This window comes from Streptomyces sp. BJ20, assembly GCF_022869105.1.
In the GTDB taxonomy this organism is placed as follows: domain Bacteria; phylum Actinomycetota; class Actinomycetes; order Streptomycetales; family Streptomycetaceae; genus Streptomyces; species Streptomyces griseoincarnatus.
The window spans coordinates 1,214,524-1,227,475 of sequence record NZ_CP094918.1 but is presented as its reverse complement, the minus strand read 5'-3'; the positions used below and the strand labels follow the sequence as shown (position 1 = coordinate 1,227,475).

Sequence of the window (12,952 nt, the reverse complement as noted above, 5' to 3'; positions counted from 1 at the left end):
AAGCCCACGGGGGCACTCGCGAAAACCGGTCCGTCACGGAGTAATGTCCCCTGTGAGAAGACGATCACGAGGAAGGAAACGCTTCATGCTTTCCCGCCTGTTTGCCCCCACGGTCAAGGTCAGCGCGCACTGCGACCTGCCCTGCGGTGTGTACGACCCGGCCCAGGCCCGCATCGAGGCGGAGTCGGTCAAGGCTGTCCAGGAGAAGATGGCCGGCAACGACGACCCGCACTTCCAGGCCCGTGCCACGGTCATCAAGGAGCAGCGCGCCGAGCTGGCGAAGCACCACGTCTCCGTGCTGTGGAGCGACTACTTCAAGCCGCCGCACTTCGAGAAGTACCCGGAGCTGCACCAGCTGGTCAACGACACCCTGAAGGCCCTCTCGGCCGCCAAGGGGTCGACCGACCCGGCCACCGGCCAGAAGGCGCTGGACTACATCGCCCAGATCGACAAGATCTTCTGGGAGACCAAGAAGGCCTGACCCGGCCTCGCCGCTCCCAGCGGCCGGCGATCGGTGCACCATCGCAGGTCCTGGGGCTTTTCCGAAGGGGGCCCGCCGCTTCACGCGGCGGGGCCCCTTCGGTGTTTCCCGGCGCCGTCCGCGGGACCCGTGGGATGCTGGGCGCATGGAGCTGGAGGATCTGGTCCGGCTGCGGCGGGCCAGGGACCGGATGGACCGGGAGTACGCCGAGCCGCTCGACGTCGCGGAGCTGGCGCGGACGGCGCTGATGTCGCCGGGCCACTTCCAGCGCAGCTTCCGGGCCGCGTACGGGCAGACGCCGTACGCATATCTGATGACGCGGCGCATCGAGCGCGCCAAGGCGCTGCTGCGCAAGGGCGACCTCTCGGTGACCGAGGTGTGCCTGGCGGTCGGCTGCACCTCGCTCGGGTCGTTCAGCTCGCGCTTCACCGAGCTGGTCGGGGAGACGCCGAGCGCCTATCGCGCCCGCTCGCACGAGGAGAGCGCGGTCATCCCGCCGTGCGTCGTGCGGACGTACACCCGGCCGGTCCGGGTCCGGCGGCGGGTCGACCCGAGCGGGAACTTCTAGAAGAAACGGGACACGGATGGACAGGGCGACGGACGTACGGCTCGCCCAGTGCTTCGTCGCGGTCGACGACCACGACAAGGCGCTGGCCTTCTACTGCGACGTGCTGGGGTTCGAGGTACGCAACGATGTGGGGTTCGAGGGGATGCGCTGGGTGACCGTCGCCTCCCCCGAGCAGGACGTGGAGATCGTCCTGGAGCCGCCGGCCGCGAGCCCGGACATCTCCCCCGCCGACAAGCAGGCGATGGCCGAGCTGCTCGCCAAGGGCGTGCTCCGCGGGGTCAACTTCACCACCACCGACTGCGACGCCCTCTTCGAGCGGGTGCGGGCCGCGGGCGTCGACGTCCTCCAGGAGCCGGTGGACCAGCCGTACGGGATGCGGGACTGCGCGTTCCGCGACCCGGCGGGGAACATGGTGCGCTTCCTGGAGCGCCCCGTGGACTGAGAGCCTGCCGGGCGCCGGCCCGTTCAGCGCTGCCCGCGGTACGTCCGCACGTGCCGAACGTCCTGTACGACGAGGGTTCACTTCGCCAGGTGGGGGGGCGTCCGGTCAGGCCTGGGCGCCGGCCGCGCGGGGTTCGCGCCACATCGGGTACATGAGCGGGCCGCCGGGCAGGCGCAGGGGCTCGCCGGTGAGCTCGAAGCCGAGGCGGCGGTACAGCCGGACGCTGCGCTCGCTGCTCGCCTCCAGGTACGCGGCGCGGCCCTCGCGGTCGCAGCGGTCGAGGACGGAGCCGATCAGCGCGGTGCCGAGCCCTTCGCCCTGCCGGCCGGGGGCCACGCCGATCATCCACAAGTACTCGTGGGCGCGGCCCTGGGGGTGTATGCCCGCGGTGAGCCGGCCGATCATCTCCACCCGCTCGTTGTCCGGGTCGACGGCGTGGCGCAGTGCGGCGAACTCGTCGTCGCCCCCGTCCGCCCCGCCGTGACCGGGGTCCCCCGCCGGGACGGACATCCACAGGGCGCACGCCGAGCCGTCCTCGACGAGGTCGACGCGGCCGTCGGCGAGGGTGGCATCGGTGAAGGCGGCCATGAGCCGGTGGTGCGTCACACGCCGGTACTCCGCTCCGGGGAACACCCAGCTGCTGACCGGATCGTCCTGGAACGCCTCGTCCAGCAGCCGGACCACCAGCTCCCGGTCGTCCCCGCCGGCCGTCCGGATCGCCACGCCCATGTCCGCCCCTTCGTCTCAACGGTCGCCGCCCGTACGGGGGTTGAGACTAGCCGGACCGGCGGGGGAACAGGGGGCGGGCCCCGCACACCGTGGGGAAGTGCGGGACCCGCCGCTCCGGGACCACGGAAGCCGTACGGGTCAGGGTCCGCACGGCGGCACGTGGTCCCGGGGTCGGGGGGACGGCCTGCGCCGTCCGTTCAGGTGGTGCGCCGGGTGACGAACTCGGCGAGGGCCAGCAGCCCTCCCGCCGCCTCCGGGTCCGGCACCGCACGGGCCACCTCCTGCATCGCGCGGGCCATCCGGTCCGCCGCCTGGGTCTGCGCCCAGTCACGGCCACCGGCCCGCTCCACGAGCCGGGTGAGCTCCTCGACCTCCTCCTTCTGGTGCGGGGCGGCGTACGCGGCGGCGAGCTCCGCCGCCTCCGGAGTGCCGGAGGTGAGCGCGGCGACGACCGGCAGCGACTTCTTGCGGGCGGCGAGGTCCGCACCGGCCGGCTTGCCGGTGCGGCGCGGGTCGCCCCACGTGCCGATCACGTCGTCGATCAGCTGGAACGCCAGCCCGGCCTCCCGGCCGAAGGCGTCCATCGCCGCCACCTCCTCGTCCCCTGCGTCCGCGTACAGCGCGCCGAGGGCGCAGGCGCAGCCGAGCAGGGCCCCGGTCTTGGCCTCCGCCATGGCGAGGGTCTCCTCCAGGGTGACCTCGTCGGGTGCGCGGCGCTCCATGGCCGTGTCCGCGTGCTGCCCGGCGCACAGCTCGACCACGCACTGGGTGAGCCGGGCGGCCGCGGCCGGGGCGGCCGGGTGGGGGTCCTCGGCGAGCAGCCGCAGGGCGAGCGCCTGGAGGGCGTCCCCCAGGAGGATCGCGTCGGCGTCCCCGAACACCGTCCACACCGTGGGGCGGTGGCGGCGGGTGGTGTCCCGGTCCATCACGTCGTCGTGGACGAGCGTGAAGTTGTGGACCAGCTCGACCGCGGCCGCCGCCCGCAGAGCCGCCGTGCGTGCGGCGGAACCGCCGAGGGCGGAGGCCGCCGCGAGCACCAGGGCGGGCCGGAGCGCCTTCCCCGAACCACCGGCGGCCGGGGTGCCGTCCGCGTTCTGCCAGCCGAAGTGGTAGAGCGCGAGACGGCGCAGCGGCGCGGGCAGCGACCCGAGGGCCGTGCGCAGCACCGGGTCGACGGCGGCCCGGGTCCGCTCCAGCAGGGCGGCCGCCTCGTGCCCGTCCCCGGCGTGCGGATCCGGCCCGGGCGTGCTGTCGGGCGCGGTGCGTGCCGTGCGCTGCTCCGGGCGGCCCGTGGTCGGCCGGGCCATGGACTCCGTCATCGACTTCCCCCTGGGACCGACTCGGTGAGGGCACGGAGGGACGGCGCTTCCGCACCCGTCGAGCACGTTCCCCCCAGATGTACCCGCCCGGGAGGGCGGGGACACGGCGCGCGTCGCGCGAGCCGGCGGACGGTCACCGCCACCGGCCGATCTCGACGTTCTCCAGGACGCCCAGCGCGTCCGGGACCAGCACCGCCGCCGAGTAGTAGGCCGTGACCAGGTACTTGATGATGGCCTGTTCGTTGATGCCCATGAACCGCACCGACAGGCTCGGCTCGATCTCGTCGGGGATGCCGGCCGCGCGGAGGCCGATGACGCCCTGGTCCTCCTCGCCGGTGCGCAGCGCGATGATGGAGGTGGTGCGGGCCTCGGTCACCGGGATCTTGTTGCACGGGTAGATGGGCACGCCCCGCCAGGTGGGGATGCGGTTGCCGCCGACGTCGACGGTCTCCGGGACGAGTCCCCGCTTGTTGAGCTCGCGGCCGAACGCGGCGATGGCACGCGGGTGGGCGAGCAGCAGCCGGGTGCCGCGGCGCCTGCTGAGCAGTTCGTCCATGTCGTCGGGGCCGGGCACCCCGTCGTGCGGCTGGATCCGCTGGTCGTACTCGCAGTTGTGGAGCAGGCCGAAGTCGCGGTTGTTGATCAGCTCGTGCTCCTGGCGCTCCTTCAGCGCCTCGACGGTCAGCCGGATCTGCTGCTCCGTCTGGTTCATCGGCTGGTTGTACAGGTCTGCCACGCGCGTGTGGATGCGCAGCACGGTCTGGGCGACGCTGAGTTCGTACTCGCGGGGCCGGGCCTCGTAGTCGACGAACGTGTGCGGGATGTCCGGCTCGCCGCTGTGGCCGGCCGCGAGGTCGATCTCCTTCTCGCCGTACTTGTTGGTGGGCTGCTGCGGGATGTCGGCCCGGCGGCGCAGGTGCTCGCGCAGGGTCTCGGACCGCTCGGCGACCTGGTCGACCGCGTCGCGGGGCAGCACCAGGACCGTGCACGCGGTGAGGGTGCGGGCCGTGTACTCCCAGATGGCGTCGTCGTCCTGGAGGGCCTGCTCGCCGAAGTACGCGCCGTCGGCGAGCACTCCGAGGGACTCGTCCTCCCCGTAGGGTCCGGTGCCGACGCGCTCCACCCGGCCGTGCGCCAGCAGGTACACCTCGTCGGCGGGGCTGCCGAAGGAGGCGATGACCTGGCCCGCCTCGATCTCCCGCTGCCGGCAGCGGGAGGCCAGCTCGCTGAGCACCTCCTCGTCCTCGTAGTCACGCAGCACGGGCAGTTCGCCCAGTTCGGCGGGGATGATCTCCACCCGGTCGCCCGTCTTCACGAAGGTCAGCCGGCCGTCGCCCACGGCGTAGGTCAGCCGCCGGTTGACCCGGTACGTGCCGCCCTGCACGTCGACCCAGGGCAGCATCCGCAGCAGCCAGCGCGAGCTGATCTCCTGCATCTGCGGCACGGACTTGGTCGTGGTGGCCAGGTTCCGCGCCGCCGCCGTACCGAGGCTCTGCTGCTGCCTGGTCTGCTCCGTGCGGACCTCTTCGCCTACCGACATAGAGAATTGCCCTCCCCAATAGATCCACGCCCGGCCGTGCCGGGCGTCGTGGTGCGTGATCAAGCGTTCCTCACGCATCGTGTCCGCGCCATTACCCGATCGAGCGGGGTTGGATCTTGGCGGGTCTGGGCAGAGTGACCGGCCTGCCGACGGCGACAACGGCGGCCGTCGGGAAGGAGATTGTCCGGATCGGCTCGCACAGCAGCCGAACGAGTACTTGAAAGGCCGACTTTCGGCTATAGCCCCTGTACCAGACGGCCGCGCCCAGCGGCCGTCGTCCGGTACGAAGGAGGGCGGCATGGCCCCACCCATGTCCGCGAGTGCGTTCCTGCGCGCGCTCAAGGCGGAGGGTCTGACGGTCGTCGAGGTCGGCGACTGGCGTGACCACAACCGCAACCACAAGGGCCCCTGGGGGCCGGTGCACGGGGTGATGATCCATCACACCGTGACCAAGGGCAGCAAGGCGACGGTCGACATCTGCCGCAAGGGCTACTCGGGTCTGCCGGGGCCGCTGTGCCACGGCGTGATCACCAAGGACGGCCGGGTGCACCTCGTCGGCTACGGCCGCGCCAATCACGCGGGGCTCGGCGACGACGACGTGCTGCGGGCGGTGATCGCCGAGAAGAAGACGTTCCCGCCGGACAACGAGGCCAACACCGACGGCAACCGGCACTTCTACGGCTTCGAGTGCGAGAACCTCGGCGACGGGAAGGACCCGTGGCCGGCGGCGCAGCTGGAGGCCGTCGAGAAGGCCGCGGCGGCGGTCTGCCGCCACCACGGCTGGAACGAGCAGTCGGTGATCGGCCACCTGGAGTGGCAGCCGGGCAAGGTGGACCCGCGCGGGTTCACCATGGCGTCGATGCGCAAGCGGATCCGTGACCGTCTGAAGTGACCGGACCGTGTGACCGCCCGGCGTGACCGGCGCCGCGGCGCTCGTCGCCGGTGTTCCGCCCCCGAGGCGCCCCCCACGCGGAACACCGGCCCCCGCGCCTGCCCTCACCTCGGGCGACAATGGCCCGTATGACCAGCTCCGACGCCCTCGCCGGCCTGCGCCCGCGGCTTCCCTCGCCTCTGGAGGAGGCTGTCGACGCGCGGTTCGAGCGGCACGGGGTGCGGCTGCTGCTGAAGCGGGACGACCTCGTCCACCCCGAGCTGGTCGGCAACAAGTGGCGCAAGCTCGCCCCGAACCTGGCCGCGGCCGGCGGGCGGACGGTTCTCACCTTCGGCGGGGCGTACTCCGGCCATCTGCGGGCCACGGCCGCCGCAGGCCGGCTGCTCGGGCTGCGCACGGTGGGCGTGGTGCGCGGCGAGGAGCTGGCGGACCGGCCGCTCAACCCGTCGCTGGCGCGCTGCGCGGCCGACGGCATGCGGCTGCGCTTCGTGGCGCGCTCGGTGTACCGCCGCAAGACCGATCCGGACACGCTCGCGGCCGTGCTGCGCGCGGCGGACGCGGAGGACGCCCACGTCGTGCCCGAGGGCGGCAGCAACGCCGCCGCGGTGCGCGGGTGCGTGGAGCTCGGCCGGGAGCTGGCGGGCGCGGCGGACGTGGCCGCGGTGGCGTGCGGCACGGGCGGCACGCTCGCGGGACTGGCAGCCGGGCTCGCCGGGAGCGCGCGGACGCTCGGCATACCGGTGCTCAGGGGCGGCTTCCTCACGGGAGAGATACGGACCCTTCAGACGGAGGCGTTCGGCGGGCCGCGCGGGGCGTGGAGCCTGGACGAGCGGTTCCACCACGGCGGCTACGCGCGCGTGCCGGCGGACCTGGAGGCGTTCGCCGCGGACTTCGAACAGCGTCACGGCGTCCCTGTGGAACGTATCTATGTCGCCAAGTTGCTTCGTGCCCTTGTCACCCTGGCCGGGGAGGGCGCCTTCCCGCGTGGGAGCACGGTCGCCGCGGTGATCACCGGCCGGCCGTTCCCCTGAAGCACGCGCCCGCTCCGGGAAGGCCTAGTCCGCCTCCCGGTAGGCCGCGGCCTCCTCCAGGTCCAGCCGACGCAGCAGCGTCCGCAGCATCTCGTCGTCGATGTAGCGCGCGTCGCGCAGCTTCACGAACACCTCGCGCTCGGCGCCGATCATCTCCCGGGACAGCCGCCGGTAGGTGTCGTCCACCGACTCCCCGGTGACGGGGTTGACCTGCCCGAGCCGCTCCCAGACGGCGTTGCGGCGACGCTCCAGGACGCTGCGCAGCCGGTCGGCCAGCGGCGCGGGGAGGGCGTTGCGCTCGTCGGCGAGCAGTGCGTCGAGGCGCTCCTCTGCGGCCCGGGACGCCTGCGCCTGCGCGTTGGCCTCGGCGAGGGTCTCGCCCCGCGGGTCGCGCCCGGGCAGCCTCAGCAGCCGGATCAGCGGGGGCAGGGTGAGGCCCTGCACGACGAGGGTGCCGATGACGGTGGTGAAGGTCAGGAAGAGCAGCAGGTACCGGTGCGGGAAGTCCTCGCCCTCCGCGGTGACCGGGATCGAGAAGGCGATGGCGAGCGACACCACCCCGCGCATCCCCGCCCACGAGATCACGAACGGCCCCTTCCAGCCGGGCCTCCGCTCGCGCGCCCTGATCGGCGCGGAGACCAGCCACGGGAGCCAGACCGCCGGATAGACCCACAGGAACCGCACCGCGACGACCACCGCGAAGACGGCCACGGCGTACCAGGCGGAGGCGATGCCCTCGTGCTCGCCGAGCCCGCGCATGACGACGGGCAGCTGGAGCCCGATGAGGGCGAACACGGCCGACTCCAGGACGAACGCGACCATGCCCCACACCGCGCCCTCCTGGAGCCGGGTGGCGAAGTCGACCTCCCACGCGCGGTGCCCGAGGTACAGCGCGACCACCACGACGGCGATCACCCCGGAAGCGTGCACCTGCTCGGCCACGGCGTACGCGACGAACGGGATGAGCAGCGACAGCGTGTTCTGCAGCAGCGTCTCGCGCAGATGGGTGCGCAGCCAGTGCAGCGGCGCCATCAGCACCAGGCCGACCGCCACGCCGCCGACGGCCGCCAGCAGGAACTCCCCCACTCCCCCGGCCCAGCTCACGCCCTCGCCGACGGACGCGGCCACGGCGACCCGGAACGCGGTGATGGCGGTGGCGTCGTTGAACAGCGACTCGCCCTGGAGGATGGTCGTGATCCGCGAGGGCAGGCCGACCCTGCGGGCCACCGCCGTCGCCGCGACGGCGTCCGGGGGCGCCACCACCGCGCCGAACACCAGCGCCGCGGTGAGCGGCAGGTCCGGCACCAGCAGGTACAGCACCCAGCCCACGGCGAGCGTCGCGAACAGCACGTACCCGAAGGACAGCAGGGCCACCGGCCGCAGCTGCGCCCGCAGGTCCAGGTAGGAGCTGTCCACGGCCGCCGTGTAGAGGAGGGGCGGGAGGATCAGCGGCAGCACGATGTGCGGGTCGAGCTCGTACTCGGGCACGCCCGGGATGTAGCTGACCACCAGGCCCACCGCGACCAGCACCAGCGGCGGCGGCACCGGAGTCCGCCGGGCGGCGGCGGCCACCGCGGCGCTGCCCGCGACCAGGAGCAGCAGGGGCATCACGTCCATGTCGGGCCCACCCTCGTTTTTCCGCGCGGCCGTGCGCACGACCGTCGTAATCTGGCAATCATGAAACAGTGCACGCACGTCGAGGCGTTGCCGCACCCGGAACCGGCCGCGCTCGATGAGACGTGTCCGGAGTGTCTGCGGGAGGGGACGGACCCGGTGCAGCTTCGCCTCTGCCTCACCTGCGGCCATGTCGGCTGCTGCGACTCCTCGCCGAACCGGCACGCGGCGCGGCACCACAGGGAAACCGGCCATCCCGTGATGCGGACCTTCGAGCCGGGTGAGGACTGGCGCTGGTGCTTCGTCGACCACGTACTGGTGTGACGTGGCGGGACCACGGTGCCGGACGGTTCGACGGTCCGGCGCCTGGGTACGTCAATGCGGCGCGCGCTCTTCCCATTTGGCCGTCGCAGACCCCTAGCCACGGAGCGTGTTCGCGGTTTTACTATGAGTGACAGCAACGGGTCGGGGTCCCGGCGACAGGACCGCCGGGAGCGCGATAGCGTCACCGCTGAACCACGTAGCGCGTTGCCCGGGGGCGACACAGGCCCTGAAACGCTTGTACCACCTTGGAGGTGAGGGTGTCCCAGATCGCTGGCGAGCCCGCGACCCAGGACTTCGTGGAAGTCCGGCTGCCGGCCGCGGGGGCCTACCTGTCGGTGCTGCGTACGGCCACGGCCGGCCTCGCGGCCCGTTTGGACTTCACCCTCGACGAGATCGAGGACCTGCGCATCGCGGTCGACGAGGCCTGCGCGATCCTGCTCCAGCAGGCCGTGCCGGGGTCGGTGCTCAGTTGCGTCTTCCGGCTCGTCGACGACTCGCTGGAGGTCACCGTCTCGGCGCCCACCACGGACGGCCACGCCCCCTCGCGGGACACCTTCGCCTGGACCGTGCTGTCCGCGCTCGCGGGCAAGGTCTCCTCCGCCGTGGACGAGGACAGAACCGTGTCGATCAGCCTCTACAAACAGCGCGGCGCGGGACCCGGGCCGGCGTGAGGAGCGAGGACGGGCCGGTGCGGGACGAAGAACGCGGCACACGGGAGCTGCCGGCCGAGCGCGTGCCGGACGGTATCGACGGCATCCCCGAGCAGGCCCGGCCGCATCCGGAGGACGACTCCGCGAGGGGCGTCGGGCCGGGCGGCGGGCAGGCCGGCGGTGCCGTGCGGGACACGTCCGCGGCCGGGCCGGCCGCTCCTGGCGGGGAGGCCCCCGCCCTGGCCGAGCCGGTGGCGGGGGACGAGGCGAGCGCTCGGGGAAGGGCGACGGGCGGGACGATGAGCGAGCACGAGCGAGAGGCCGAGGAACAGGCGGCGCCTGCCTCCGGCGCACGGAGCACACCGGGTGTGCCGGGCACGCACGCGCACCACGACCCGCAGGACCGCAGCGGGGCGCGCGCCCTCTTCCTCGAACTGCGCACGCTGGAGGACGGCACCCCCGAGTACGCGGAGCTGCGCAACCGGCTCGTGCGGATGCATCTGCCGCTCGTCGAGCACCTGGCGCGCCGTTTCCGCAACCGCGGCGAGCCGCTCGACGACCTCACGCAGGTCGCCACCATCGGACTGATCAAGTCCGTCGACCGCTTCGACCCGGAGCGGGGCGTGGAGTTCTCCACGTACGCCACCCCGACGGTCGTCGGTGAGATCAAGCGGCACTTCCGCGACAAGGGCTGGGCGGTGCGGGTGCCCCGGCGGCTCCAGGAGCTGCGGCTGGCGCTCACCACGGCCACGGCGGAGCTGTCCCAGCTGCACGGCCGCTCCCCCACGGTGCACGAGCTCGCCGAGAAGCTGGCGATCTCGGAGGAGGAGGTCCTGGAGGGCCTGGAGTCGGCGAACGCCTACTCCACGCTGTCCCTGGACGTCCCCGACACCGACGACGAGTCCCCGGCGGTCGCCGACACCCTCGGCGCGGAGGACGAGGCGCTGGAGGGCGTGGAGTACCGGGAATCGCTCAAGCCGCTGCTGGAGGACCTCCCGCCGCGCGAGAAGCGGATCCTGCTGCTGCGCTTCTTCGGCAACATGACCCAGTCGCAGATCGCGCAGGAGGTCGGCATCTCGCAGATGCACGTCTCCCGGCTGCTGGCCCGCACCCTGGCCCAGCTGCGGGAGAAGCTGCTCGTCGAGGAGTAGGCGCCGGCGCGGCGCGTCACTGCGCGGCGTCGCCCGCGTTCCCTGGTCCGCGGATGCCGAGGGCCCGGGTGGTCTCCGCGTTGATCAGCAGCACCAGCGCGGTCACGGCGACGACGGCGAGCGCGATCCCGGCGGGGATGGCCACGCCGTCCGACGTCAGCATGTTGTAGGCGACGGGCAGCGCCATGATCTGCGTGATGACGGCGGGCCCGCGGCTCCAGCTCCGCCGGGCGAACAGGCCGCGCGCGGCCAGCAGCGGCAGCAGCGCCAGCACGATCAGCGTGACCCCGCCGGTGACGGACTGCTGCCGGTCGTCCGGCTCGCCCGCGAGACCGAGCACCAGCAGCCAGACGCCGCCGACCACCAGCGCGAGCCCCTCCAGCGCGGCGAGGACCGCGGCGTACGTCAGACGGCGCGGACGGGCGCCGGTGTCGTCGGGGCTGGTGGTGGGGGTCTGCTCGCTGCTCACCCCTGCAGGGTAGCCGCCGCCGGGCAGCCGTCCCGTGGCGAGGTTCACGCCCGAGCCGTCCACGGGGCGGGGCCTCGGTCTGGGCCGGGTACCGCTCAGTAGGTACGCTGCACGTCATGCGTGCACTTCTCGTGGTCAATCCGGCGGCAACCACCACCAGTGCGCGCACGCGCGACGTGCTGATCCACGCGCTCGCCAGTGAGATGAAACTCGACGCGGTGACCACGGAGTACCGCGGTCACGCCCGGGACCTGGGTCGGCAGGCGGCGGAGAGCGGCGAGGTCGACCTGGTGGTCGCCCTGGGCGGCGACGGCACGGTGAACGAGGTCGTCAACGGCCTGCTGCACGCGGGACCCGACCCGGAGCACCTGCCCGGTCTCGCCGTGGTCCCCGGCGGCTCCACCAACGTCTTCGCCCGTGCCCTCGGTCTGCCCAACCAGCCCGTGGAGGCGACCGGCGCGCTGCTGGACGCGCTGCGCGAGGGCCGGGAGCGGACGGTGGGCCTGGGGCTGACCTCGGGCACGCCGGGCACCGAGGACGAGGCGGTGCCCGCCCGCTGGTTCACCTTCAACGCGGGGCTGGGCTTCGACGCCGGCGTGGTCGGCCGGGTGGAGCAGCAGCGGGAGCGCGGCCGGCGGTCGACGCACGCGCTGTACATGCGCCAGGTGGTGCGTCAGCTGCTGGGCGACCCGCACCGCCGCAACGGCGTGATCACACTGGACCTCGAGGGCGAGGAGCCGGTCGAGGACCTGGTGCTGTCCATAGTCTCGAACACCTCGCCGTGGACGTTCCTCGGCAACCGTCCGATCTACGCCTCGCCCCAGGCGTCGTTCGACACGGGACTCGATCTCTTCGGTCTCACCCGGATGTCCACGCCCGCGGTTGCCCGGTATGGCACGCAGTTGCTCACTTCGTCCCCGGAGCGCGGACCCCGCGGCAAGCACGCCGTGGTGCGGCACGATCTGACACGCTTCACCTTGCATTCGAAGGTGCCGCTGCCCCTTCAGATGGACGGTGACCACCTCGGGCTGCGTACCAGCGTGACGTTCACAGGCGTTCGCCGTGCACTGCGTGTGATTGTGTGAGCAGAAAGGGCCAAAGTCCTTTCAGTCGAACGTTTAGGCCAGGATCCACCCCATGGAAGTACGGCTGTGACCTAGTCGACACCGAAGAATCAAAAAAAACTTTCCGGAAGGGGTTGTATCCGCCGCCGAGGTTTGCGAGTCTCTTCTTGGCGATCGGGACGGCCCGCAACACCGGCCTCCACAGATCACCGGAACCCCTCTTCAAACTCAAGGACCACGCCAGGCACCCTGGCGGTCGGCCCTTCACTTGTTGGGGGATTCGTGAAAGCGTTCACATTCACAAGCACCTGCAGTAATACCAAGGAGAGGTAGCAGCCATGGACTGGCGTCACAACGCCGTTTGCCGCGAGGAAGACCCCGAGCTCTTCTTCCCCATCGGCAACACCGGTCCCGCGCTGCTGCAGATCGAGGAAGCCAAGGCCGTCTGCCGCCGCTGCCCGGTGATCGAGCAGTGCCTGCAGTGGGCGCTCGAGTCCGGTCAGGACTCCGGCGTCTGGGGTGGTCTCAGCGAGGACGAGCGTCGCGCGATGAAGCGCCGCGCTGCCCGCAACCGGGCGCGTCAGGCCTCCGCCTGACGACCCCGCCCCAGCAAACAGCCTGAGCTTGGCGGCGCGTGTGCGCCCGTCCGGATGATTCCGTGGACGGCGCGCACGCATC

At 72.3% G+C, this 12,952-nt stretch carries 15 protein-coding genes; 10 read left to right on the top strand and 5 right to left on the bottom strand.

The window, feature by feature from the left end; all coding sequences use genetic code 11:
* The first annotated feature begins 85 nt into the window (after positions 1–85).
* From sodN to MTR79_RS05790, 3 genes are all read left to right on the top strand, one after another.
* Positions 86–481 carry a superoxide dismutase, Ni gene (gene sodN, locus MTR79_RS05800; protein ID WP_086701670.1) on the top strand — a complete coding sequence of 132 codons (396 nt, stop codon included), beginning with the start codon at positions 86–88 and terminating at the stop codon, positions 479–481.
* 145 nt (positions 482–626) lie between these two features.
* Positions 627–1,049 carry a helix-turn-helix transcriptional regulator gene (locus MTR79_RS05795; RefSeq protein ID WP_033272030.1) on the top strand — a complete coding sequence of 141 codons (423 nt, stop codon included), beginning with the start codon at positions 627–629 and terminating at the stop codon, positions 1,047–1,049.
* Between the two features lie 16 nt (positions 1,050–1,065).
* Positions 1,066–1,491, top strand: coding sequence for a VOC family protein (locus MTR79_RS05790; protein WP_244789437.1), 426 nt, complete (start codon positions 1,066–1,068; stop codon positions 1,489–1,491).
* 105 nt (positions 1,492–1,596) lie between these two features.
* On the opposite strand, the gene MTR79_RS05785 is transcribed toward MTR79_RS05790, so the two are convergent.
* The 3 genes from MTR79_RS05785 to MTR79_RS05775 all read right to left on the bottom strand — a co-directional run bounded on the left by MTR79_RS05785 (position 1,597) and on the right by MTR79_RS05775 (position 5,079).
* A complete protein-coding gene (locus MTR79_RS05785; protein ID WP_189364230.1) occupies positions 1,597–2,220 on the bottom strand; it encodes a GNAT family N-acetyltransferase in 624 nt (207 codons plus the stop codon).
* Between the two features lie 197 nt (positions 2,221–2,417).
* Positions 2,418–3,539 (bottom strand): family 2 encapsulin nanocompartment cargo protein polyprenyl transferase, encoded by a 1,122-nt coding sequence (locus MTR79_RS05780; RefSeq protein WP_086701676.1) that lies wholly within the window; start codon positions 3,537–3,539, stop codon positions 2,418–2,420.
* Between the two features lie 133 nt (positions 3,540–3,672).
* A complete protein-coding gene (locus MTR79_RS05775; RefSeq protein WP_122213533.1) occupies positions 3,673–5,079 on the bottom strand; it encodes a family 2B encapsulin nanocompartment shell protein in 1,407 nt (468 codons plus the stop codon).
* A gap of 310 nt (positions 5,080–5,389) precedes the next feature.
* Here MTR79_RS05775 and MTR79_RS05770 point away from each other — a divergent pair, with 310 nt between their 5' ends.
* Positions 5,390–5,971 (top strand): N-acetylmuramoyl-L-alanine amidase, encoded by a 582-nt coding sequence (locus MTR79_RS05770; RefSeq protein ID WP_114874777.1) that lies wholly within the window; start codon positions 5,390–5,392, stop codon positions 5,969–5,971.
* A 128-nt stretch (positions 5,972–6,099) separates the two neighbouring features.
* Positions 6,100–7,002: a pyridoxal-phosphate dependent enzyme gene (locus MTR79_RS05765; protein WP_048455684.1), complete on the top strand. Its 903-nt coding sequence runs from the start codon at positions 6,100–6,102 to the stop codon at positions 7,000–7,002.
* 24 nt (positions 7,003–7,026) lie between these two features.
* On the opposite strand, the gene MTR79_RS05760 is transcribed toward MTR79_RS05765, so the two are convergent.
* Positions 7,027–8,619 carry a Na+/H+ antiporter gene (locus MTR79_RS05760; RefSeq protein WP_244789435.1) on the bottom strand — a complete coding sequence of 531 codons (1,593 nt, stop codon included), beginning with the start codon at positions 8,617–8,619 and terminating at the stop codon, positions 7,027–7,029.
* A 60-nt stretch (positions 8,620–8,679) separates the two neighbouring features.
* Between MTR79_RS05760 and MTR79_RS05755 the strand changes: the two genes are divergently transcribed.
* The 3 genes from MTR79_RS05755 (at position 8,680) to MTR79_RS05745 (ending at position 10,741) form a co-directional block, all read left to right on the top strand.
* Positions 8,680–8,940 carry a UBP-type zinc finger domain-containing protein gene (locus MTR79_RS05755; RefSeq protein WP_048455686.1) on the top strand — a complete coding sequence of 87 codons (261 nt, stop codon included), beginning with the start codon at positions 8,680–8,682 and terminating at the stop codon, positions 8,938–8,940.
* A gap of 257 nt (positions 8,941–9,197) precedes the next feature.
* Positions 9,198–9,611, top strand: a complete 414-nt coding sequence (locus MTR79_RS05750) for an anti-sigma factor (RefSeq protein ID WP_006136266.1) — start codon at positions 9,198–9,200, stop codon at positions 9,609–9,611.
* A 17-nt stretch (positions 9,612–9,628) separates the two neighbouring features.
* Positions 9,629–10,741: an RNA polymerase sigma factor SigF gene (locus MTR79_RS05745; RefSeq protein WP_163080900.1), complete on the top strand. Its 1,113-nt coding sequence runs from the start codon at positions 9,629–9,631 to the stop codon at positions 10,739–10,741.
* A gap of 16 nt (positions 10,742–10,757) precedes the next feature.
* Here MTR79_RS05745 and MTR79_RS05740 read toward each other — a convergent pair whose 3' ends face one another.
* On the bottom strand, positions 10,758–11,210 hold the full coding sequence (locus MTR79_RS05740; RefSeq protein ID WP_244789433.1) for a hypothetical protein: 453 nt from the start codon (positions 11,208–11,210) through the stop codon (positions 10,758–10,760).
* A gap of 116 nt (positions 11,211–11,326) precedes the next feature.
* Here MTR79_RS05740 and MTR79_RS05735 point away from each other — a divergent pair, with 116 nt between their 5' ends.
* Both MTR79_RS05735 and MTR79_RS05730 read left to right on the top strand, forming a co-directional pair.
* On the top strand, positions 11,327–12,295 hold the full coding sequence (locus tag MTR79_RS05735) for a diacylglycerol kinase family protein (protein WP_048455687.1): 969 nt from the start codon (positions 11,327–11,329) through the stop codon (positions 12,293–12,295).
* 317 nt (positions 12,296–12,612) lie between these two features.
* Complete coding sequence (locus MTR79_RS05730; RefSeq protein WP_003992873.1) at positions 12,613–12,870, top strand: WhiB family transcriptional regulator; 258 nt, start codon at positions 12,613–12,615, stop codon at positions 12,868–12,870.
* Positions 12,871–12,952 lie beyond the last annotated feature (82 nt).

Excerpts from the sequence above, each read along its gene's own strand:
- sodN (WP_086701670.1), top strand. The coding sequence starts at position 86 with ATGCTTTCCCGCCTGTTTGCCCCCACGGTCAAGGTCAGCGCGCACTGC.
- MTR79_RS05795 (WP_033272030.1), top strand. The coding sequence starts at position 627 with ATGGAGCTGGAGGATCTGGTCCGGCTGCGGCGGGCCAGGGACCGGATG.
- MTR79_RS05790 (WP_244789437.1), top strand. The coding sequence starts at position 1,066 with ATGGACAGGGCGACGGACGTACGGCTCGCCCAGTGCTTCGTCGCGGTC.
- MTR79_RS05785 (WP_189364230.1), bottom strand. The coding sequence starts at position 2,220 with ATGGGCGTGGCGATCCGGACGGCCGGCGGGGACGACCGGGAGCTGGTG.
- MTR79_RS05780 (WP_086701676.1), bottom strand. The coding sequence starts at position 3,539 with ATGACGGAGTCCATGGCCCGGCCGACCACGGGCCGCCCGGAGCAGCGC.
- MTR79_RS05775 (WP_122213533.1), bottom strand. The coding sequence starts at position 5,079 with ATGTCGGTAGGCGAAGAGGTCCGCACGGAGCAGACCAGGCAGCAGCAG.
- MTR79_RS05770 (WP_114874777.1), top strand. The coding sequence starts at position 5,390 with ATGTCCGCGAGTGCGTTCCTGCGCGCGCTCAAGGCGGAGGGTCTGACG.
- MTR79_RS05765 (WP_048455684.1), top strand. The coding sequence starts at position 6,100 with ATGACCAGCTCCGACGCCCTCGCCGGCCTGCGCCCGCGGCTTCCCTCG.
- MTR79_RS05760 (WP_244789435.1), bottom strand. The coding sequence starts at position 8,619 with ATGGACGTGATGCCCCTGCTGCTCCTGGTCGCGGGCAGCGCCGCGGTG.
- MTR79_RS05755 (WP_048455686.1), top strand. The coding sequence starts at position 8,680 with ATGAAACAGTGCACGCACGTCGAGGCGTTGCCGCACCCGGAACCGGCC.
- MTR79_RS05735 (WP_048455687.1), top strand. The coding sequence starts at position 11,327 with ATGCGTGCACTTCTCGTGGTCAATCCGGCGGCAACCACCACCAGTGCG.
- MTR79_RS05730 (WP_003992873.1), top strand. The coding sequence starts at position 12,613 with ATGGACTGGCGTCACAACGCCGTTTGCCGCGAGGAAGACCCCGAGCTC.